This window comes from Aurantimonas sp. A3-2-R12, assembly GCF_036016755.1.
Taxonomy (GTDB): Bacteria; Pseudomonadota; Alphaproteobacteria; order Rhizobiales; family Rhizobiaceae; genus Aurantimonas; species Aurantimonas coralicida_A.
In genome coordinates this window covers 140,870-162,905 of record NZ_JAYXIH010000003.1, presented here as the reverse complement: position 1 = coordinate 162,905, position 22,036 = coordinate 140,870, and the positions used below count along the sequence as shown (strand labels likewise).

The window sequence follows — 22,036 nt, the reverse complement described above, 5'->3', positions numbered from 1 at the left end:
ACCATTGCCGACGTCGCGGTAGCCGCCATCGCCACCGGGGGCCCTACTCCTCTCCGCCCGACCGTGACCGAAGTCGCGCCTGGCCCTTGAAGCATCCGCTTGTGCGTTGCCGCCGATTCGCCTTACTGCAGGGGCCTGCCCGGGCCGACAGGACGCCTCGGAATGCGTGCCGATTGGAGACGAGATGGACCCCGCTGAACAGTTTCGCAATTTCGTGGCGTCGAATATCCGCGATGCCGGTGAAGACCGCGACTTTATCGGACTGAGCAATATCTGGATTCGCGAGGCCATCCGGCATCGCTACGCGCAGAATTTCAGCTGGCTTGGACGGCCAATCATTCAGGTGCCTCAGGACATCTATGCCATCCAGGAATTGATCTGGGCGTGCCGCCCCGACCTGATCGTCGAGACCGGCATTGCTCACGGCGGATCCTTGATCATGAGCGCCTCGATGTTGGCGCTGCTCGATTATTGCGATGCAGTCGAAGCCGGGACCGTGATCGACCCGAAGGCGAGCCGGCGCAAGGTCGTCGGTGTCGATATCGACATCAGAGCGCATAACCGCGAAGGCTTGGATGCCCATCCGCTGCGACGCATGATCCATTTGCTCGAGGGGTCGTCCACTTCGCGGGAGTCGGCAGAGGCAATTTACGCTCATGCCGATGGCTCTGAGCGTGTCATGGTGTTCCTGGACTCCAATCACACCCACGCGCATGTTCTGGAGGAGCTTGAACTGTATGCCCCATTGACGTCCAGGGGGTGTTATTGCGTGGTTTGGGACAGCGGCGTGGAGAATCTTCCCGCGGACATGTGCGCCGATCGTCCATGGGGCAAAGGTAACAACCCCAAGACAGCGGTCTGGGAGTACATGGAGGCGCTGAACACCACCGAACGGAGTGGCCGAGACGGCCACCCCCTGCATTTCGAGACCGACAAGGACATCGAGCACAAGCTGATGATCACGGCCTCACCGGACGGCTTTCTGAGGCGTGTCTGAAACGCCCTGTAGTACTTGCGGATTGCAATGTACGCCGGGCAACCAGGTGCGGTTGGCCGATCTTACGGTCGCTGCGATCGCGAGATCGATCTGCCGTCTGGGCAATCACCCCGCCCTATCGTCTTCCACCCGGATCGTGTCGACTGACTTGCCGTCGATATAGCGCTGACAGGCTTGCCGATAGGCAGCTTCCAGATGTTTCGTATAGCGTCTGCTGTCGAACAGCGGCTGAGTGAGACGATTGTCGGAAAGCTTCTGCTTGATCGCGTCGAGCTTGCATCGATCCGTCGCCAGGTCGAGGGCGAGCATCTCATAGGCCTCGTCTGAATCAGTTATGAGTTCTGGAAGCCCCGCGGCATGCAAGACGCTCGCGGCCACTCTTGCCGCGAATTGCTCGCCCATTCTCGTGACGATCGGCAGCCCGGCCCATAGAGCATCGCTTGCCGTCGTATGGGCATTGACGTTGAACGTGTCGAGGAAAAGATCCGCATGCCGGTGCCGCGCCAGATGCTCAAGATGCGGCTGCCGTTCCGCGAAGACGAGCCGTGATTCATCGATTCCGTGCGTCCTGGTCGCCGCACGGAGGTTCGCTTCTGCCCACTTGTTGGATCGCAACAGCCAAAGAACACTTCCATCGACCTTGTCGAGAAGGCGCATCCAGATGGCGAATTCGCGCAGGGTGATCTTGTAAGTCGCATTGAAGCAGCAAAAGACGAAGCCGTCTGGCGGTAGCCCGAATTGCTGGCGGCTCGACGGCTTGTCCGGAATTTCTCTGCTATTGTCGGTCGGCTGATACGAATGGGGAAGGTATATGACGTTCTCGGTATAGTGTTCACGGTGCGAGGGCGGAATGACCACGTCATCCGCCACGATGTAATCGATGAAGCGGGCGCCCATCGTACCGGGATATCCGAGATAACTGATCTGGATCGGCGCCAGGCGGTGCGAGAAAATGCCAGACCGCGAATTCCGCGTATAGCCTTTCAGATCGACGGCGATGTCGAGAGCATCACGACGGGCGAGGCCGGCCAGATCAAGATCGGACAATTCCCGCACATCCTGAAAACGGGTAACGGCGTTCTTCAGGGTGGGCGTGATCCATTCGTCCTGCTTGGTGCCATAGGAATAGATGTAAATCTCGAACGAACTTCGATCATGCCCCAGCAGGACTTGGGAGAGAAGATACATGGTCGCGTGGCTGTGAAAATCGGCTGAGAAATAACCGATGCGCAAGTTTTTCCGCGGAACGTCAGTCCGAATCGGTATGGGGAGGGGGCTCGCCTCGAACCTCTTAGCGGCAAACCGTTCCGAGCGGATACGCTGGCGCGAGGGCGAGTCTTCCAGGAACAACAAAGCGAACGGCTCGACCGGCTCGCCGACGATCCCCAGGGTCGCCGTGCCCGTGCTGAAGGATTGCAGTCGATCCCAGTCGCACAGATGCGCCAGCTGGTGCAAAAGCTGCGCTCGCGCCTTTTGGTAATCGGGAGCGAGTTCGAGCGCTCGAAGATAGTGACGGACGGATTCCTCTACCTCACCTTTTTCTTGAAGTGTCCCGGCAATATTGTAGTATATCGCCGCATCGCCCGGGTTTATTCGCTGTGCTTTGGCATAGTAGGTCAGCGCGTCATCAACGTGACCCGTATCTTTGACAAGATTTCCCAGATTCACGAGAGCGTCAGCGTGGTTCGGGTTGAACAACGTGGCGCGCTGATAGCTTTCGAGTGCTTCTCCGGTTCTATTCTGGGCTTTGAGGATCACCCCAAGATTGTTGTGTGCATCGGCGTCCTGCGGATTGATGTCGAGGGCTCGGCGAAAATTCTCCTCCGCGGCTTGGGTTCGACCGAGAGCCTGGTTTGCCGCTCCAATGATATTCCAAAGGGTGCAAGACCGTGGAAAGTCCTGCGCGAACCGCTCGCCCGTCTCCGCGACGCCGGCAAATTCGCCTTTCTGATATAGGGATTCCAAATCCCTCAACGTTTCCACTGGCGGATCGATGGCCTCAGCTCGCAGCTGTTCGAGCGCCTTCGACGCGCGCTGGTTTCCGGGATACGCTTCGAGAATTGTCAGATAAAGCTGACTGGCCTGCGCCAGATCGCCCTTTCGTCGAAGTTTGCTGGCCTGGCCCATCAGCCTATCGAGATTCAATCGCATGAGGCAGTTATCACCCTGTAATTCGTGTCGACTTGACCCATACCACCGAGCATGGAGCGTGACGCTCTTGGGGATCCCGAGCCGGTAGAATTCTCAATCACTGTGTCAAACGGAAGTTTGCCATGGCAATGCCCATTCCCGCTGCGCGGCGATTTCGACGGCTCGATATTTCGGCGTCTGGCCAGGACGACAAAGGACGCGGCACCGGCCCTTCGCCTGCTGGCATTCGCCGAGCTTTGCGCTGGCGGTTCGCGCAGCGATGCCGCCCGGATCGACCAGGGGAAACCAGCAGCTCCAATGAGGCCGGCATCAATGCGCCACCTCCAAGGTCCATTGCCCAATTTCATCCTGTCGGGTGCGCCACGTCCCAATGAAATCCATAGAACTGACCAACGCTCGATGTGGATGCGGTAGCGCCCGATCTGGCGATGTCATATCTCCTGAAGCCGCTGTCGGATCAATTCCGCCGTGCCACGCGGGAACAGTGAGGAATAAAGATGTCGATCGACTTCGATCCTTATGGTCCTCTCAGACGAAAGCTTGCGAGCGATGGCGTGGATATCGGCGCGAAGTTCGCAAAGCGTCGTCCTGCATCGACGCCGGCGGGGACCGGGTCGCGCGCAGTGACGCGGAGCCGGATTGTCTCCATCTGTCTCGTGGGGTACGTCCTCCTGGGGCTGGGACCGATCGCGTCGGTTGCCCCACTCACCACGACTGCATTCGGGGACGAACTGCGAGACACCGGGGCCGCCGGCCTGGGACGGGTGGAAACCGATAAAGCGACGGCGCCGAAGCTGATACCGGATGAGCAGCGCGGCGAGGAAACCGGCATCGTTCCGAGCCAGGCCGACACGCGAGACCAGGAAAACGGCGCCGGAAATCCGCCGGTTGCGGGCCCGAGCGTGACGTGTGCCGAAGCGCTCGCCTCGGAACCGCTTCAAAACATGGACGAATATCTGAAAGATATCGGGATTCGCTACAAGGCAATTTTCGATCAAGCTCTGGCGGGCGCGAATTGCACGGGGCAGCAGGTCGCGGATTTTTTGGTCAGCAACGGAGCAGATCTATATTCATATCGAGAGTATAATGGAGGAAAAAATCCTAGAAATAACTATTATTTACGATACAGACCGGGTTTATTTATAATGAAAATATTTGTTATATTTCCGATACATATTGTTATCGTGGAAGGGGGAGATAAATTATTCCTCCGTTCGAATTGGGGAGTCGCTGGAATATAGGTGGTAAATAGGAAGGCAGTCATGGGACGGATATATATCGAGTGGAGGTGGTTTCGTATTTCGATGTTGCGCTTCCACCCTGACGATACACTGATTTAGCTTGCCGCCGCAATGAACCGTGACATCCAAGTCGAAAAGCCGTCCGTGGGCCTCGGGGACTTGCACACCTACTGCTGCAAGAAGTTCGGCTACCTCTTTAGCCGACCGGCAACCTCGCCGCGTCGCGGGCGATGACGGCCTCTTCGTCGGTCGGAACGATCAGGATTTCGACGCGACTGTCCGGCGCGTCGATCCGCTCCACGGCGGCCCGATTGCGATCCGGATCGACCGCAAGGCCGAGCCAGACAAGATGATGGCATATGGCATCGCGGATGCCGGGCTGATTCTCGCCGACCCCGCCGGTGAAGACCAGACGCTCAAGGCCCCCGAGACTCGTCGCCATCACGGCCACCTGGCGCGCGACGCTGAGGGCGAACAGGTCGATCGCCTCACGGGCTGGCGGCGTGTCGGCTTTGAGAAGCTCGCGCATGTCGCCGGACAGATCGGAAACGCCGAGCAGCCCGGATTTGTAATAGAGCAGATGTTCGATGGCCTCAGGCGTAAAACCCTTCGCCTTGAGAAGATAGAGAATCACGCCCGGATCGAGCGAACCGCACCGGGTGGCCATCACGACGCCGTCGAGGGTCGAAAAGCCCATCGTCGTATCGGCGCTCTTGCTGTCCTTTAGCGCGCACAGGCTGGCGCCGGCGCCGAGATGGGCGACGACCGTCTTCTTCGCAGTGGTACCGGGCCAGCGATCGTCGAGCCGATGGGCGATGTAATCGTAGGACAAGCCGTGGAAGCCATATTTGCGGATACCTTCCGCTTCGAGCCGCCGGGGCAGGGCGTAGCGTGCGGCTTGCGGCGCGATCGAGCTATGAAACGCCGTGTCGAAGGAGGCGGTCTGGCGAAGGTCCGGCCGCAGACCGGCGATTGCGCGCACCGGCTTCAGCCCCAGTGGTTGGTGCAGCGGAGCCAGCGGCGTCAGACCCTCGATTGAGGAAATCGTCTCCGCTGTGAGCCGAACCGGTCCCGTGAACGCGGTGCCGCCATGGACGATCCGGTGGCCGACCGCAGCGAGGCGCCCTGGTCGCGCCAGATCGTCAGCCCAGTCGAGAAGCCGCTGATAGGCGCGCTGCGGATCGGCCGCGTCGTCCGCCACAATCTCGTCGAGCGCGATGCTGCCGTCGGGGCCCCGGGCCTCCAGACGAATTTCCTCCTTACCGCGCTTCAACTGACCGCGGGCCACCAGCGACGGCCAATCCGATAGGCCGATCCGGAAAAGGCCGAACTTCGTGCTCGATGAGCCGGCGTTCAGACAGAGGACAGCGTCGCTCGTCATCGTTCACCAGACAGGCTGGAAGGCTGGTTATTCCGCCGCGTCCAAAGTCGTTTGGTATCGCCAGGACCAGTCGCGGATTTCGGGCATGTCTTCGCCATTCTCGACGATATAGGCCCGATGCGCCGCAAGTCGCTGGCGAAATTGCTCGATCGCTTCTCCGCCGGCCGCTCCGCCGCGATCCGGCAGCCGCGCGATGGCGGCGATCGCCAGATGGAAACGATCCAATTCGTTGAGCACCACCATGTCGAAGGGCGTCGTTGTCGTGCCTTCCTCCTGGTAGCCGTGAACGTGGATGTTGTCGTGGTTGGCGCGCTTATAGGTCAGGCGGTGGATGAGATAGGGATAGCCGTGATAGGCGAAGATCACCGGCCGATCGCGGGTGAACAGCGCGTCGAAGGCGGCGTCGTCGAGGCCGTGCGGATGCCGCTCCTTTGGCTGTAACGCCATCAGATCGATCACGTTGACAAAACGGATTTTAAGCTCCGGCAGCGCCTCGCGCAAAAGGGCGGTGGCCGCCAACGCCTCGATGGTCGGCACGTCGCCGGCCGCGGCCATGACGATGTCGGGCGTTTGATCCGCCGAGACGTTGGAGGCGAACGGCCAAGCGGAAATCCCCGTGTCGCAATGGGCCTTCGCCTCTTTGATGGTCAGCCATTGCGGCGCCGGCGCCTTGCCGGCGACGATGACGTTCACCCGGTCATAGGTCCCGAGACAGTGGTCGGCGACGCATAGGAGCGTGTTGGCGTCGGGCGGGAAATACAGGCGGACGACATCGGCCTTCTTGTTGGCGACGAGATCGACGAAACCCGGATCCTGATGGCTGAAGCCGTTGTGATCCTGTTGCCAGACATGCGAGGTCAGAAGATAGTTCAGCGACGCGATCGGCGCCCTCCATTCAATCTCGCGCGAGACCTTCAGCCATTTGGCGTGCTGGTTGAACATGGAATCGACGATGTGGACGAAGGCCTCGTAGCAGGCGAACAGCCCGTGCCGGCCGGTGAGGAGGTAGCCTTCCAGCCAACCCTGGCAGAGATGCTCGCTGAGGATTTCCATGACCCGGCCCTCGCGGGCGAGATGGACGTCATAGGGTTCGATCCGCTCCATCCAGACCCGCTCGGTGACCTCGAACACCGCGTCGAGACGGTTCGACGAGGCCTCGTCCGGACTGATCAGACGAAAGTTCCGCGCGTCGCGATTGCGCACCATGAGATCGCGCAGATACTGGCCCAGCACTCGCGTCGCCTCGCCTTGAACGCCACCGGGCCGCGTCACGTCGACGGCGAAGTCGCCGACATCCGGCCGGTCGAGATCGACCTTGAGCCGGCCACCATTGGCGACGGGATTGGCGCCCATCCGGCGCTCGCCCTGGGGCGCGAAATCGGCCAGATCCGGCCGCAACCGGCCCGCCTCGTCGAAAAGCTCCTCCGGTTCGTAGGAGCGCATCCAGTCCTCGAGGATGCACCGGTGCTCCGGATTGTCGCGGACCTGTGCCACCGGCACCTGGTGGGCGCGCCAGAAACCCTCGACCTTCTTGCCGTCGACCTCCTTCGGTCCGGTCCAGCCTTTCGGAGACCTGAGCACGATCATCGGCCAGTCGGGACGCCCGGTGGCCTTGCCGGACCGCGCCTCGGCCTGGATTTCGGCGATGCGCCCAAAGGCCCGGTCGAAGGCGGCGGCCATCTTGCGGTGCATCAAGGCCGGATCATCACCCTCGACGAAGATGGGATCGTGGCCATAACCTTCGAACAGGCAGGCAAGCTCGTCGTCGCCCATGCGGCCGAGCACGGTCGGATTGGCGATCTTGTAGCCGTTGAGATGCAGGATCGGCAGCACGGCGCCGTCGCTCGCCGGATTCAGGAACTTGTTCGAATGCCAGGAGGCGGCGAGCGCTCCGGTCTCCGCCTCGCCGTCGCCGATCACGCAGGCGGCGATCAGGTCGGGATTGTCGAAGACCGCGCCATAGGCATGGGCAAGGGCATAACCGAGTTCGCCGCCTTCGTGGATCGAGCCCGGCGTTTCCGGCGCGGCATGGCTGGGAATACCGCCGGGAAACGAGAACTGTCGGAACAGCTTGCGCATGCCCTCGGCGTCTTGGGAGATGTCGGGATAGATCTGCGAATAGCTGCCTTCGAGCCAGGTGTTGGCGACCATTCCCGGACCGCCATGGCCGGGACCGCAGACGTAGAGAACGGAGACGTCCCGCTCCCGGATCACCCGGTTCAGGTGGACGTAGACGAAGTTGAGGCCGGGCGTGGTGCCCCAATGGCCGAGCAGGCGACGTTTGAGGTGTTCGGGCCGAAGAGGCTCGCGCAGCAGCGGATTGTCGACCAGATAGATCTGGCCGACCGACAGATAGTTCGCCGCCCGCCAGTAGCGATCGAGAACGTCGAATTCGGCGTCGGTCATCACTCGGACTCTTCCGTTTTTCCGGCCGCAGTCAATGCGACATCAGGACGGGAACCGTCATATGGCGCAGGACGTGGCGCGTCACACCACCGAACAGCATCTCCCGGACCCTGGAATGGCCGAAGCAGCCCATCACCAAAAGATCCGAGCCGTCGTCGGCGAGACGCGACAGGATGTCGTCGGCGACCGAGATCGTGTCGCTGAAAGAGGTTGCCGCCTCCGCCTTGACCCCGTGCCTTGCCAGGGTGACGGCGAGATCGTCCGCCGCTGCCAGGCCGGTATGGGACCGATCCTCGCTGGGGTCGATGGCCAGCACGCGGACATGGCTTGCGTCTTTCAGGATCGGCAGGGCGTCGAAGGCGGCTCGTGCGGCCTCGCGCGTGGCGTTCCAGGTCAGCATAACCCGATCGCCGATGCGGTCGAACCGGCCGGCATATGGGACAAGCAGAACCGGCCGCCCCGATCCCATGACCAGATCGACCAGGATATTGCCGCCGCCCCATTCGGCGTCGCGGGCCTGCCCGGCGATGACAAGGTCGGCGCACATGGCGTGCCGGTTGAAGACACGGTGCTGGTTCGGGCTGGTAGCCTCCTCGCGACGCCACTCGCTCCTGATCGCGGCCGAGCGCGTCCGCTCCGCGAAGATGCGTTCGATCGCCTCGGCTTCGGCCTGCATCAAGCGGCGGTTCTCCTCGAAGAATTCCACCGGAACCTCCGCCGGGGTCATGCCGCCGGCGTAGTTCGAAAAGCTGGGAACCACATGCAGCCCGACCAGATGCGCGTCATGGCGCTCCGCCAGCGGGAGAGCGACGTCCAGAAGCGCTTCGGCGCGATCCTTTGACCCCAAACAGACCAGTATCGTCTTGAACATCGCGTTTCTCCGAAATGTCGGCAGCCGCTGCCTGATGCGTCAACGGATTGCGGCTTGACCCCGTTTATCCGATCACGAAATGGGCTCCTTGATCTGGCTCAATCGTGGCTGGGGGCCGTCGCTTTATTCGCTGTGGGCACGGTTGATTGACGTGGCGCAAGGCAGCGTTGGTTGCCCGGCAGTATCGCACACAGTTCAAGCGCCCAGGCGCTTCGCGCCGATCGCAGCGGAGGCCTGACAGCGGAAGGTCCGCAATGAACGAGCCAGTCCCTTTTCCAGATCGCGCTACGGCCGGTCGTCTGCTTGCCGATCGGCTGGCTGGGATGGAACTCGCCGATCCTGTGGTGTTGGCCCTACCGCGCGGTGGTGTACCTGTGGGGCTGGAGATCGCGCGAAAGCTTGCGGTCCCGCTTGATCTGCTGATCGTGCGCAAGATCGGCGTGCCGTGGCAGCCCGAACTCGCCGCCGCGGCGATCGTCGAGGGCGAAGGCGAGGGTGCCGAGGTGGTGCGCAACGACGACGTGATGCGGCTGGCCGGGCTCGACGAGCCCACACTCGACAAGCTCGCCGACAAGGAGCTGCGGGAGATCGCCCGGCGGCGGGACGCCTATCTGGCAGGGCGCGCGCCGGTCCCGACGGCCGGCCGGACGGCGATCCTCGTCGATGATGGCATCGCCACCGGCGCCACCGTCCGTGCAGCGCTCATCGGCTTGCGCCGCCGCGGTGCCGCCCGTCTGGTGTTGGCCGTGCCGGTGGCCCCGCGCGAGACGCTGGTGGCGCTGCGGCCGCTCGTCGACGATCTGGTCTGCCTGACGACCCCGGAGCCTTTTTATGCCATCGGCATTCACTACCGGGACTTTCATCAGGTCGGCGACGACGAAGTTGTTGCCATGCTGGACGCGGCGCGCCGCGAGACGTCCGAACAGCCCGGCGGCTGATAGGTCAGCCGACGATAGGAAGGCGCTATCGGAACGAGCCACGAGACGCGGTCGCACATCCGCTCGTCACGTATCTACACGGCCGGCCGCACCGAGATGATCTTGAAGGTACGCAGGCCCAGGCCGGGCTCATCGATGGAGACATACTCGCCTTCGCGGAAGACATGCTGGGCAAACCGGTAACCGGGTTCGTCGTCGGCGTCGGCCTCGTAGTCATAGTCGAAGACCCATTCGCCCTTGCGATAGGTGAGCGTGCCGAGCGCCGTGCGTTCGCCGTCCCAAAACCGTGTCACGGTAAAGCGCTCCGGCGCCGTCTTCCAGGCCTCCGGGTCGAGATGGCCGTCCGGCGTCAGCGCCGCCGTGAATTCGTAGCCTCTGTGGGCATTGCCCTCGGGATTCTCGCGGTCGCGGGCCAGTTCCATGTGGATGCTGTTGAGATTCATGATCGGTTACTTTCTCATGGAGCCGGAAGGAGTACGAGCTCTATTCCTGAATGCCGTCGATGTAGGCGATGATCGCGGCCGTCTGGACCGGCGTCGCCATGAATTCGGGCATGTCGGGATGGCCGGTGACGATTCCTTCGACGAATGCCTCGCCAAGCGCTTCGATGGGATAGCGCTTCGACAGCGTGCGAAATTCCGGTGCGTCGGGATGCGAACTCTTGTCGGCTTTGCCGATGCCATGGCAGCGAACGCAATTGTCCTCGACCAGCGCCAATCCGTGGGCGATCTCCTCTGCTGACTGGGCGGCGGCGAGGGCCGGCGCGAGCAGGGCCACTCCCACGGCGGTGGCGAATGCCAGTCCTGATTTTTGTCGCATCCCAGTCTCCCGATCCTCCTTCGTAGACCGCCACGCTAGCAGCGCCGAAGGACCTTGATCTTGATGCGGATCAAACCGACGAGATATCTCGCCGCCGGATCAGGGGGTGGGCGCGCCGTCGCGCGGGCTGGTGAGCCGCGCGTCGGCTCCCTCGATCTGCCGAGATGAAACGACGGGGGAGGGCTAAAATGCGCTGACCGGAAAATAACGCAGAAGAAGCTCCGAGAAGCCCTTCTTCTCGACGATCCGGCCGATGGCGTAGTCGATCGAGCGGGCCAGTGCGCGATCGTTGGGCGCGACGGCGATGGCGAGGCCCTCGCCGAGAAAGCGGTCGGACAGATAAGGGCCGCCCGAGAACACGCAGCAATCGGCCGCGGAATCGCTTTCGAGCCAGAAGGATAGGCCGACGCCGTCGCCGAAGAATGCGTCGATCTCGCCGTTCTTCAGTGCTTCCAGCGCATCGCGGCGGGTGGCGAAGGGGCGCGGCGCGGCGGATGGAAAAAACGCCCCCAGCATCGCCGCGTGGGCGCCGCCTTCTTCCACCCCGATGCTCTTGCCGGCTGTTGCCTCGGCGACCGGCTCCTGAAACTGGTGGTCCTTGCGGGTCACGAAGCGGGCGGGATAGCGGAAATACGGCTCGGTGAAGGCTAGTTCCTGCCGGGTTGTGGGCGTCATCGCGAGACCGACCACGATGGCGTCGCCGTCGCCGCGCTTCACCGCAGGCACGAGGTCCTTGAAAGCCATTGCCTCGATCTGACAACGCGACAGTACGTCCAATTCCTCGCAGATCGCCCGGACGAGATCGACGTGGAATCCCGCGAGCCGCCCCCGAGGATCGAGGAAATTGAACGGCGGATAGTCGGTGGTTGTGAGGAAGCGGATTCGCTGGCGGCCGTCCAGCTGCGGTTTCGTCATACGCTGACGCTGGTCGAAGAAGTTGGGGATCGACACCGTCTCCATTTCGGCGGCCACGGAGCGAAGCTGGCCGGTGCCGAGGACAGGCGCCAGCGCCAGAACCAAAACAAGAAGCAACCGGAGCGAGAAATTTTCTCTCATAAGTTTGTTTCCCTTGCGTAATCGCTCGCTCAAGATGAAAGAGGGCGCCGTGACTGCCGAAGTTCGCAAACGTGCGCCGCGAACTCGAGCGGGTGGCCCGATTGCGCGACGATCCTTTGCAACTCCCGTCGGCGTACGCCGCCAAACCCGCCGTCTTTCCGACGCTGTCGCTCGGTGACGGAGCGCGATCCCCAATCCGTTTCCCGCTGTCGCCCAAAACGGTGGCAACCGCAAGGCGCTCTCGACAAGGTCTGTGCGAGGGCGTGCTGGCCGCCCTCGGCCTCGACACCGTGACGATCCGGGCCGCGCGATCCGCGGCGAAGCGAAACGGCACCGATCTCCTGGCCGAAATCGTCGCCGGCGGGGCCGCCGATGCGCAGACTGTCGCCGCCGCCATGGCCGAAGCGCTTGATGTCCCGTTCGACGGGATCGCCCCGGGCAACCGGATCATCGGCGCCGAGCGTTGCAAGACGGTGGCCTTGCCGCGCCTCGTCAAGACCTGCGACGATGAGCTGAGGACGAAGCTGTTCCTGCTGCCAAAGCTCGAAGGTCTCGATCGGACGGCGGAGTTCCTGTGGCGCTGGCCGGAGGTGAAGGACAGGGCGCGGGTGACCACGGAGGCCGATGTGAAATCGGCCATGGCGCGACAGAGCGAACGTCAGCGTCTCGATGCCGCCGTCCTCAGTCTTGCCGCCGAGCAGCCTCGTCAGTCGGCTCGCACCGTTCTGGAAGCAGGCCAGGCGATCGGCCTCATGTTGGCATTCGGCCTGTTGCTTCTGGCGTTGTTCTCGGCGCCTGGGGCCACGGTTGCGATCCTGCATCCCCTCGCGGGCGTGTTGTTCGCCGCCTGTCTCACCATCCGGCTCGCCGCCGCGATCAGTCGGCAGCCGCCGCCCGCGGACGCATACGCGTCATCGCGATCAGACGAGCCGCCGCCACTCTATTCGGTCCTCGTCGCGCTCTATCACGAAGCGGCAATGGTCGACCGTCTGGTGCGGGCCTTGAGCAAACTCGACTGGCCGGTCAGCCGGATCGAGATCAAGCTGATCTGCGAGGGCGACGACGCGGCGACGATCCGCGCGGTCGAACGCGCCATCGCCGGTCATCCGCAATTCGAGGTGGTCGTGATTCCGGCTTGCGAACCCCGCACGAAGCCGAAGGCGCTGAATTACGCCCTGCCGCTCACCGCGGGGGAGTTCCTGGTACTCTACGATGCCGAGGACGAACCGGACCCGGGCCAATTGCGCGAGGCCTTTGGACGGTTTCGTCAGGGGCCGGCCAATCTCGTCTGCCTTCAGGCGCCGCTTGTCGTGCGCAACGGCGCGAACAACTGGCTGGCGGGCATCTTCGCGCTGGAATATGCAGCGCTGTTCCGCCGACTTCTGCCCTGGCTTTCCGGACATGGCTTTCCGGTTCCGCTTGGGGGCACGTCGAACCATTTCGTCCGCAGCCGCCTGATCGAGATTGGGGGGTGGGATTCCCACAATGTCACGGAAGACGCCGATCTCGGCATGCGCTTTTATCGCGCCGGATACCGGGTCGAGACGCTATCGTCTCCGACGATGGAAGACGCACCCGAGCGCTGGGCGGTTTGGCACCGGCAGCGAACCCGCTGGACGAAGGGTTGGGCGCAGACCTGGCTGGTCCATATGCGCCAGCCGGGCATACTCCGGCGGCAAATCGGCCTGCGCAACTTCGTCGTCTTCCAGTTGCTCTTCGTCGGGATGCTGGCCTCGGCGCTAGCCCATCCGGTATTTCTCGCCCTCGCGATCCTGTCGCTTGCGAGCTTTGCGACCAACGGTCTGTCGAGCGCTTATCAGGGGCTTATCTTCGCGCTCGACCTGTTCAACGCGGTCGGCGGCTATGCCGCGTTCATCGCCCTGTCGATCGGTGCCCTTGATGCCAGGGAGCGGGGCGTGCTGGTCAAATATTACCCGCTTCTCTACCTCTATTGGCTGCTGATTGCAGTCGCCGCGCTGCGCGCCCTCGGGCAACTCGTCAGCGCACCACACCAATGGGAAAAGACTCCGCACGATATTCGCTCGCGAGCCGATCCCGGTGACGCGCGGTATCGGCTCGAACCGCATTTCGGCGAGGACTGAGGGCGAAACAGGTCGGCGCAGGGAATGGCGCCGCAGTTGCTGACGCCGCCGGCAGCCGTCCTTATCGCCAGACGCCGCGGCGCTCCTGCCGGGCCTCGGTCTCGGCGTCCTCATAGGGGCCGCCGGTGACCGCTTTCGCCCAGCCATTGCGCACGATCCACGCGCCGACGTCGTTGCCTTGCAGGGTACAGGCGCTCTCGATCGTCTCCGGTTTCCGGCCGAAATCTTCCGGTGCCTGGCAGCGGACCGCGCGGGAGCGCAGATACCCCCACAGCGCCGTTCGGGCCCGCATGCCGCAGGGCCAGGCGCCGGCGTCCGCTTCGCATGTCTCGCCGAGCGGGAGCGGGTCGATGCCCGTAAGGACGATGGTGCCGTCGCCGATTTTCAGATGGGCCGCGTCGACGGCGACCGGGCGAGGAAGCAGCACCTGCCGCGTGCTCCTCGGCGTCTCGTCCTCCTCGACCGCCGGCGTTGACAGGGGCCGGCGCGGCGGCAGGCGGTCGAAGGCCTCGCCGGCGCGTTGACCGCGGGTAAAGCCGCCGGGCGTCACATCGCGGTCGGGCGCGACAACGGAGGGCGTTCCTGAATCAGCTTGGGCTGGCCGATCCGCGGAATCTGGCGGGTTCTCGATGGAAGCGTTCTCGCCGGCTGGAATCTGCTGCGGTGCACCGGGCTCTGCTGCTCCGCGCTCGCCGAGCGGCGAGAGACGGATAAGGAGCACGACCAGTGCGACCAGCGCCGCTGCGATGAACAGCGCGCGAATCATGCCGGACAGCGGGCATCCGCCGGCCGGCCCGCAGGTTTTAGCAACACGGACCGCCTCATTGGCTGGCCCAGAGTATCCGTGCCATCCATTCGATTTGGTCGACCGCGAAATGGAGGTCGGGATAGTCGGGATTGACCGAGCCGAGTTCGATGCTGCGGCTGGTTCGGCGTTGCAGGATCTTCGCCATCACCTCCCCGTCACGGGTTCGCACGACGACCCGGTCGCCGCGGCGGACCGACGAACTCGGCGAGACGATGACGACGTCGCCGTCGCGATAAAGCGGCATCATCGAATGGCCGGACACTTCCAGCGCATAAACGGCTTCGTCGCCGGTCGTCGGTAGCGAAATTTCGTCCCAGCCCTGACCGACAGGAAAGCCGGCATCGTCGAAATAGCCACCGGTGCCGGCCTGGGCGAAGCCGAGCAACGGCACGCTGGCGGTTCCGCGCGTAGGCGACAGTTCGTCCCCACTGCCGCGAACCAGCGCTGTGAATTCCTCCAGGCTCGTGCCCGTCGAATGGATGACCTTGGAAAGGGATTCCGTCGATGGCCAGCGCGGTCGTCCGTCCCCGGCATTTCGCTTCGACTTGTTGAAAGTGGTGGGATCGAGGCCCGCGCGCCGCGCCAGCCCGGAGGCCGATAGCTGGTTGCGGGCGGCGAGGGCGTCGATGGCGGCCCAGATCCGGTCATGCGAAAACATCGTGCGGGACTCGTGGCGACAGCGACAAAGGAATATATACCTTGAACGCTCATAGAGTGCCGAGCGGACCTTGTCCATATCGCAACGTCAAATTTCACGGAAAATAGCGCGGCTATCCCCAAGCGCAAAGAATTCGTGCGACGAAAGGTTCGGCCGGAACCACATCGAGATTATGCTATTCCTGAGACAGGTTTTCTCTATGACCGACCGGTTCAGTCCGTCGCGGCGAGAGGGCGCGGGGTCGAACAGGAGGATGGATCGGCGGATGGACGGCAAATTCATGGCACACGCCAGCGACGAGATGCGCCGCCGGGCCAGTGAACCTGGCCGGGGCCGCGAGGCCGCCGGGCCATTCTCGATTCCCTGGAAGGGCTGGAAGGATATTCTCCTCAGGATCTATCACTCGTTCTGGGAGGATCGGGTGATGCTGATCGCGGCGGGGGCAACCTTCTATCTGCTCCTGGCGCTATTTCCGGCCTTCGCGGTGTTCGTCTCGCTTTACGGCTACGTCAACGATCCGGCGACGATCAGCGAGCATATCGCCTTTGCCGGCCGTTTCCTGCCACAGGCCGGCACCGAACTTCTTCAGGCGCAACTCGACAATCTGGTCAATCAGAAACCGTCCTCCCTGTCGATCGGCTTCATTTTCGGTTCCCTGTTCGCGCTGTGGAGCGCCAATAACGGCATCAAGACGCTGTTCGAGGCGATGAACGTCGCCTATGGCGAGAGCGAAAGACGTAGTTTCATCAAGCTCAATCTCATCGCGCTCTGCTTCACCCTCGGCGCGATCTTCATCGGCATCGTTCTGATCACCATGGTCGGCGTGGTTCCGGTGGTGATGGCGTTGTTTGGGTTGCGCGGTTTCACCGAAACCCTGATCGCCGCGATGCGCTGGCCGGTGGTTTTCCTTCTGATCGTGGTGGCGATCGCCCTGATCTATCGCTATGGACCGAGCCGCAATCGCGCCCGCTGGAGTTGGGTGCTGTTCGGCGCGGTGCTGGCGGCCGTCGTCTGGGTGGCCGCCTCGATCGGCTTTTCCTGGTATCTCCAGAACTTTGCCAACTACAACGCGATGTACGGTTCCCTCGGCGCCGTGATCGGCTTCATGATGTGGGTCTGGATTTCCTCGCTGATCTTTATCATCGGCGCGGAGATCAACGCCGAGATGGAGCATCAGACGGCTCAGGACACGACCAAGCCGCCGGCCAAACCCATCGGTACCCGCGGTGCGCGCGTGGCGGATACGGTAGGGCAGAGTTCGCGGCGCAATCCCGATCCGACCGCTGAGAAGCGTGGGTTTTTCGGCTGATCGTCTTGGTCGGCGTCCCCAGCCCGCTTCCTTCCCGGCAGTCCGGTCGGGTCGCCCGCGCGTCGGATTCGTCGCAAACCAGACGGGGGCGCCCGCATTGATGGTGTAAGCGGCGCAATGCTCGGCGTGGCCGCGGACCATCCCCACACAGGGGGATGCTCGGCTCCCTCCGAGTTCGTCTTTTCTGGAGGCCTCATGTCCGTCAGCTTTTTCGAGCTTTTCAAGATCGGGATCGGCCCGTCGTCCTCGCATACGGTCGGGCCGATGTGGGCGGCCAGGCGCTACCTCGATCGCCTTGACGATCGCGGGCTGAAGGGCGCGGCGGCGCGGATCGTCGTCAAACTCTACGGTTCGCTTGCGCTGACCGGCAAGGGGCACGGCACCGACAAGGCGGTGATGCTCGGCCTGGCCGGGCTCAAGCCCGACACGCTCGATCCGGACGATGCGGAGGATCTCTACGTCTATATTCGCGACAAGGGCGAGTTGCAGCTCGATCGCGGGCAGCGCATCGTCTTTCGGGACGGCGAGGAACTGCTGATGCTCAAGCGCGAGCGGCTGCCCCACCATTCCAACGGCATCCGTTTTGCCACCTTCGACGCGGCGGGGACCGAGATCGATACCGCCGACTACTACTCCGTCGGTGGTGGGTTCGTTATGTCCGCCGAAGACGCCGCCGGCGAGGCACCGGTCCTGACCAACGCCCGGGCGCCCTATGAATTCGGCTCCGCCGACCGGCTTCTGGAAATCTGCGAAGCCAAAGGCCTGTCGATCGCCGAACTGGTGCTCGCCAACGAGGAAACCTGGCGCTCCAAGTCCGAGGTCCGCGATGGTATTCTCGCCATCCGCGACGCCATGTTCGAATCGATCGAACGCGGCTGCCGCATGGAAGGGATTCTGCCGGGCGGTCTCAAGGTCCGGCGGCGCGCCAAGCAGCTTCACGGCGAACTTCTGAAACGCCCAGAAAGAGCCTTGCGGGACCCGCTGACGACGCTCGACTGGGTCAATCTCTACGCCTTGGCGGTCAACGAGGAGAACGCCGCAGGCGGACGAGTCGTCACGGCGCCGACCAATGGTGCCGCTGGCGTCATTCCAGCGGTGCTCGCCTATTACGAACGCTTCGTTCACGGCGCGTCCGATGAGGGGGTCGTGGATTTCATGGCGACCGCCGCGGCGATCGGGGCGCTCTACAAACAGAACGCCTCGATCTCGGCGGCCGAAATGGGCTGTCAGGGAGAGGTGGGCGTCGCCTGCTCGATGGCCGCGGGCGCGCTTTGCGCTGTCCTCGGCGGAACGCCCCGGCAGGTCGAGAACGCTGCCGAGATCGCCATGGAGCACAATCTCGGGCTGACCTGCGATCCGATCGGCGGGCTTGTCCAGATTCCCTGCATCGAGCGCAACACCATGGGCGCGGTCAAGGCGATCAACGCCGCGCGGCTGGCCCTCAAGGGCGACGGCACGCACTTCGTCTCGCTCGACAGCGTCATCGAGACCATGCGCCAGACCGGCGTCGACATGAGCGAGAAATACAAGGAGACCGCCCTCGGCGGCCTCGCCGTGAACGTCACGCTTTGCTGAGGTGGCTTGTGACCTGACATCTGGGGCGTTCAAACAGGTCCCGGATGGGGAAGCACAATCTTGGTTCGAAAGGTCAGCCTTTGCGGCTGACGAAGCTCTTGAAGACGAAGCCACGCTTGCCGTCGGCGGAAACCTCGCACCACAGTTTGCAACCGTGGACTTCGACCGTACGTCCCTTGGGCAGCACGGCGATCACCTTGGCGCCGTTGTCCGGTTTGGCCCGCAGGTTGACCGCGACCTTGACGCTGGCCGTCGACTTGGTCTCCGGCTCGGTCGGGGTCTCCGCGTTCGTGCCAGCCGCCGCCGCCTCGATCGCCGCGGGTTCCTCGGCCGTCGTCTCCAACGCGGCGATTTCTGCCGCGTCATAGCCTGCCGTCGGCTCGCTGACAGGATCGGTCTCCGGGATCGCCCAACGTGCCATATCGGGCGTTCCATCCGCGCCGACCGGCGCACTGACGATCGGACGCTGGCCGACGAGGGACGTGATACTTCCGGTCGTCAAAAGATCCGCCGACATGCCGGTGGTGGCTTCGCTCGGGGCCGAAGGCAGACGCAGGGCAAGCGCCACCGCCACCGCATCGCTCGACGGCGCGGGAGCCTCGGCCGCACTCTTCGGGAGATCTTCAGTGGTGGGGCGAAGCCGCCCATCGGTCTCGGCCGCGGGGACCGCGACCGGCTCGACCGCCAACTCAACTGGGGTCTCCAGCGCCGCCGCCCGCGTGTCGCTGGCGGACGACGCCATCGCTGCCTCGACAGGCGTGCGCGCGGCCGAGGCCGCGGCTGTTGCCGCGCTTTCCGCCGCCGGAGCGCGAGCAGTCATCGCCGCCGGGCCGTTGGAGGCGGCATCGCCGCCCGAAGACATGGCCAGCAGCGCGACGGCGCCCACAGCCACCGCCGAGACGAGCGTCATCGTCAGATACGCAGCGACCGGTCGGCGCCGCAGACCGCCCACCGATTCACGAGGTTCCCAACGGTTCGCCTTGTTCTGAGTCGGTCCCGCAGCCGGCTTACGGCGTGAGAAAAAGCGCGCGAAACTTGCGCTTTCACGCGTTTCAGCCTGCGCCTGCTCAAAGTCGGTCCGGCGCTCAGCCAGCCGCTTCAACAGCTCAGCTTCGCTCGCGCGTCCCCCGCTTTGCAATCCATCCCCTGTCGTCATTGAGACGTCTCCTTGCCGACCCCCCTCTCGGGCCGGACGTTCATCCGCCGCACCGGTTCAAGGTCGCAATCTCTCGACAGGCCCGTTTGGCCTGCCATGCGCGATATCCCTAGGCGAAGGTTAAACCCGCGAATTATGGCCAATCAGGGGTCTGAGCGACTCAAATTCGCCGGCAAGCCGACTCTTTTTGCGTTTTTCGGCCCGACAGCCGGCTCGGTTGGGCCACGAGGCAGCGCCGGATCGCCGTAGACGCGCGGTCATCGTCCCGGCCTGGCGCTCGCCTCAGGCTGCCCTCGCCTGGGGCGTTTTCGGCGGAAAGCGACCGTAAAAGCTCTCGCCCTTGTCCGCCATCTCCCGCAACAGCGGCGTCGGCCGAAAACGCTCGCCATGGCGGTCCGCCAGCTTGTCGCAGAGCGTAACGAAGGCCTTGACGCCCATGCCATCGATGTAGCTGATCGTGCCGCCGGTGTAGGGCGCGTAGCCGAAACCAAGGATCGAACCGACATCGGCCTCGCGCGGATCGACGACGACGCCTTCCTCCATGGTGCGGGCGGCCTCCAGCGCCATGGTCGCGAGGAAGCGCTGCTGCAATTCCTCGAAGTCGATGCCGTCGGCCGGCTGCTGCTCGAACATCTGCTTGAGGCCGGGCCACAGCGACTTCTTGGCGGGCTTGGCCGGATAATCGTAAAAGCCCTTGCTGGCCTTGCGACCCAGCCGGCCATCGCTGTTCATCTGCTCCACCAGCTTGAAATGACGCGGGTCGACGGAATCGTCGCCCATGTCGCGCATGGTCGCCTTCATGATCCGAAGCGACAGATCGACGGCGGTCTCGTCGTTGAGGGCGAGCGGCCCAACCGGCATGCCGGCGAACTTCGCCGCGTTCTCGATCATCGCCGGCGGAATGCCCTCGACCAGCATGTCGTAGGCCTCAGACATGTAGCGAAGCACGCAGCGATTGGCGAAGAAGCCGCGGGTGTCGTTGACCACGATCGGCGTCTTCTTGATCGCCCGCACGAAATCGAGCGCGACCGCCAGCGCCTTGTCACCGGTCTTTTCGCCGAGGATCACCTCGGTCAGCATCATCCGGTCGACCGGTGAGAAGAAGTGGATGCCGATGAAGCGCTCCGGATCGTCGAAGGCTTCGGCAAGACCGCTGATCGGGATCGTCGAGGTGTTGGACGCGTAGACCGCGGTTTTCGGCAGGACGGCGGCGACCTTGCGGGTCACCTCGGCCTTGACGTCGCGGTCCTCGAACACTGCCTCCACGACGAGATCAGCATCCTTCAACGTGTCATAGTCGGGGGTAGCGGTGATCTTCGAGAGGACTGCCTCGGCCTGTTCCTTGGTGGCGCGGCCCTGACCGACGAGCTTGTCCATCAGCGTCTTGGAATGTGCCTTGCCCTTGTCGGCGGCGTCCTGGTCGCGGTCGATGAGCACCACGTCGAGGCCGCCCTGTGCCGCGACATAGGCGATGCCGGCGCCCATGAATCCTGCGCCGACGATACCGATTTTCTTCAACTGCGAGGCGGGCACGTTTGCCGGCCGGCGCGCGCCCTTGTTCAACTCCTGCATGGAGACGAACAGCGATCGGATCATCATCGCCGCTTCCGTCGTCTGCAAAACCTCGGTGAAGTAGCGCTGCTCGACCCGCAGCGCCGCGTCGATCGGCAAAAGCAGGCCCTCATAGACGCATTTCACGATGGCGCGGGCACCGGGATAATTGTCGCCCGTCTCCTTGCGGTAGAGCGAGGCGACCGCCGGCCAGACCTGTGCCCCTTGCGCCGAATAGACGGGCCCGGATGGCAGCTTGAAGCCCTTCTGGTCCCAGGGCTGAACCGGCGACAATCCGGCCTTGAGCATCTCCCGGGCCGTGGCGACGAGGACGCTTGCGGGCACGACCGCGTCGATCAGCTTCATGCCTTTGGCCTTCTCGGCCGAAAGGGTCGAGCCCTTGAGCAGCATCTGCAACGCCGACTGGGTGTCGGTCAGGCGCGGCACGCGCTGAGTGCCGCCGGCGCCCGGGAAAATCCCCACCTTGACCTCCGGCAGGCCCATCTTGGCGCCGGCCGCCGCGACGCGGCCGTGACAGGCCAAGGCGAGTTCGAGGCCGCCGCCCATGCAGGTGCCGTTGATCGCCGCGACGAAGGGCTTGCCGCAGGTCTCCAGCTTGCGCCAGAGCCAGGACATGCGTCCGACCCCGTCGAACAGTTCCTGGATCGCCGCGTCCTTATCCTCGCGCTTCTTGGCCTCGAAGCGTGCGAACATACCGGACAGCATCTTGAGGTCGGCACCGCCGGTGAAGGAGCCGGTCTTGCCCGAGGTGATGACGGCGCCCTTGATCGCAGCCTCGGCGACGACCTGATCGACGATGCGGTCGATCTCGTCCATCACCGCCGCTGTGAAGACATTCATCGACCGGTCGGGCATGTCCCAAGTGATCAGCGCGATGCCGTCAGCATCGGTTTCGACGGTGAAGTTCTCGTAGCTCATTGGTCCACTCCCGGTCTTGTCTGCCGGCATCGATTGCCGGCTGAGGAAATTCTTGTCTGCCAGTCGCATCGGGCCGGA

At 63.6% G+C, this 22,036-nt stretch carries 17 protein-coding genes; 6 read left to right on the top strand and 11 right to left on the bottom strand.

What is annotated here, in order from left to right; genetic code table 11:
* The first annotated feature begins 184 nt into the window (after window positions 1-184).
* On the top strand, window positions 185-997 hold the full coding sequence (locus VSX60_RS02850) for a cephalosporin hydroxylase family protein (protein ID WP_327622637.1): 813 nt from the start codon (window positions 185-187) through the stop codon (window positions 995-997).
* A 105-nt stretch (window positions 998-1,102) separates the two neighbouring features.
* On the opposite strand, the gene VSX60_RS02845 is transcribed toward VSX60_RS02850, so the two are convergent.
* Window positions 1,103-3,124, bottom strand: coding sequence for an O-linked N-acetylglucosamine transferase, SPINDLY family protein (locus VSX60_RS02845; protein ID WP_327622636.1), 2,022 nt, complete (start codon window positions 3,122-3,124; stop codon window positions 1,103-1,105).
* A 521-nt stretch (window positions 3,125-3,645) separates the two neighbouring features.
* Here VSX60_RS02845 and VSX60_RS02840 point away from each other — a divergent pair.
* Window positions 3,646-4,389: a hypothetical protein gene (locus VSX60_RS02840; protein WP_327622635.1), complete on the top strand. Its 744-nt coding sequence runs from the start codon at window positions 3,646-3,648 to the stop codon at window positions 4,387-4,389.
* Between the two features lie 196 nt (window positions 4,390-4,585).
* Here VSX60_RS02840 and VSX60_RS02835 read toward each other — a convergent pair whose 3' ends face one another.
* From VSX60_RS02835 to VSX60_RS02825, 3 genes are read right to left on the bottom strand one after another with little or no spacing between them, the layout of a single operon-like run.
* Complete coding sequence (locus VSX60_RS02835; protein WP_327622634.1) at window positions 4,586-5,770, bottom strand: acetate/propionate family kinase; 1,185 nt, start codon at window positions 5,768-5,770, stop codon at window positions 4,586-4,588.
* A 27-nt stretch (window positions 5,771-5,797) separates the two neighbouring features.
* A complete protein-coding gene (locus VSX60_RS02830; RefSeq protein ID WP_327622633.1) occupies window positions 5,798-8,176 on the bottom strand; it encodes a phosphoketolase family protein in 2,379 nt (792 codons plus the stop codon).
* 31 nt (window positions 8,177-8,207) lie between these two features.
* Entirely contained in the window at window positions 8,208-9,047 is an 840-nt protein-coding gene (locus VSX60_RS02825) for a universal stress protein (RefSeq protein ID WP_327622632.1), read from the bottom strand.
* Between the two features lie 254 nt (window positions 9,048-9,301).
* On the opposite strand from VSX60_RS02825, the gene VSX60_RS02820 reads away from it, so the two are divergent.
* Window positions 9,302-9,985 (top strand): phosphoribosyltransferase, encoded by a 684-nt coding sequence (locus tag VSX60_RS02820; RefSeq protein WP_327622631.1) that lies wholly within the window; start codon window positions 9,302-9,304, stop codon window positions 9,983-9,985.
* A gap of 74 nt (window positions 9,986-10,059) precedes the next feature.
* Here the strand turns inward: VSX60_RS02820 and VSX60_RS02815 are convergent, their stop codons facing one another.
* From VSX60_RS02815 to VSX60_RS02805, 3 genes are all read right to left on the bottom strand, one after another.
* Entirely contained in the window at window positions 10,060-10,428 is a 369-nt protein-coding gene (locus VSX60_RS02815; protein ID WP_327622630.1) for a hypothetical protein, read from the bottom strand.
* A gap of 40 nt (window positions 10,429-10,468) precedes the next feature.
* Window positions 10,469-10,804, bottom strand: a complete 336-nt coding sequence (locus VSX60_RS02810; protein ID WP_327622629.1) for a c-type cytochrome — start codon at window positions 10,802-10,804, stop codon at window positions 10,469-10,471.
* A gap of 183 nt (window positions 10,805-10,987) precedes the next feature.
* Window positions 10,988-11,860, bottom strand: a complete 873-nt coding sequence (locus VSX60_RS02805; protein ID WP_327622628.1) for a transporter substrate-binding domain-containing protein — start codon at window positions 11,858-11,860, stop codon at window positions 10,988-10,990.
* 71 nt (window positions 11,861-11,931) lie between these two features.
* On the opposite strand from VSX60_RS02805, the gene VSX60_RS02800 reads away from it, so the two are divergent.
* A complete protein-coding gene (locus VSX60_RS02800; RefSeq protein WP_327622627.1) occupies window positions 11,932-13,962 on the top strand; it encodes a glycosyltransferase in 2,031 nt (676 codons plus the stop codon).
* 61 nt (window positions 13,963-14,023) lie between these two features.
* Here VSX60_RS02800 and VSX60_RS02795 read toward each other — a convergent pair whose 3' ends face one another.
* Window positions 14,024-14,728 (bottom strand): thermonuclease family protein, encoded by a 705-nt coding sequence (locus tag VSX60_RS02795; protein WP_327622626.1) that lies wholly within the window; start codon window positions 14,726-14,728, stop codon window positions 14,024-14,026.
* 55 nt (window positions 14,729-14,783) lie between these two features.
* Complete coding sequence (locus VSX60_RS02790) at window positions 14,784-15,428, bottom strand: S24 family peptidase (protein ID WP_327622625.1); 645 nt, start codon at window positions 15,426-15,428, stop codon at window positions 14,784-14,786.
* A gap of 265 nt (window positions 15,429-15,693) precedes the next feature.
* Between VSX60_RS02790 and VSX60_RS02785 the strand changes: the two genes are divergently transcribed.
* Both VSX60_RS02785 and VSX60_RS02780 read left to right on the top strand, forming a co-directional pair.
* Complete coding sequence (locus VSX60_RS02785; RefSeq protein ID WP_327622624.1) at window positions 15,694-16,737, top strand: YihY/virulence factor BrkB family protein; 1,044 nt, start codon at window positions 15,694-15,696, stop codon at window positions 16,735-16,737.
* A 195-nt stretch (window positions 16,738-16,932) separates the two neighbouring features.
* Complete coding sequence (locus tag VSX60_RS02780; RefSeq protein ID WP_327622623.1) at window positions 16,933-18,312, top strand: L-serine ammonia-lyase; 1,380 nt, start codon at window positions 16,933-16,935, stop codon at window positions 18,310-18,312.
* A gap of 73 nt (window positions 18,313-18,385) precedes the next feature.
* Here VSX60_RS02780 and VSX60_RS02775 read toward each other — a convergent pair whose 3' ends face one another.
* Window positions 18,386-19,468, bottom strand: a complete 1,083-nt coding sequence (locus VSX60_RS02775) for an SH3 domain-containing protein (protein ID WP_327622622.1) — start codon at window positions 19,466-19,468, stop codon at window positions 18,386-18,388.
* A gap of 282 nt (window positions 19,469-19,750) precedes the next feature.
* Window positions 19,751-21,958, bottom strand: coding sequence for an FAD-dependent oxidoreductase (locus tag VSX60_RS02770; RefSeq protein ID WP_327622621.1), 2,208 nt, complete (start codon window positions 21,956-21,958; stop codon window positions 19,751-19,753).
* Window positions 21,959-22,036: the final 78 nt, after the last annotated feature.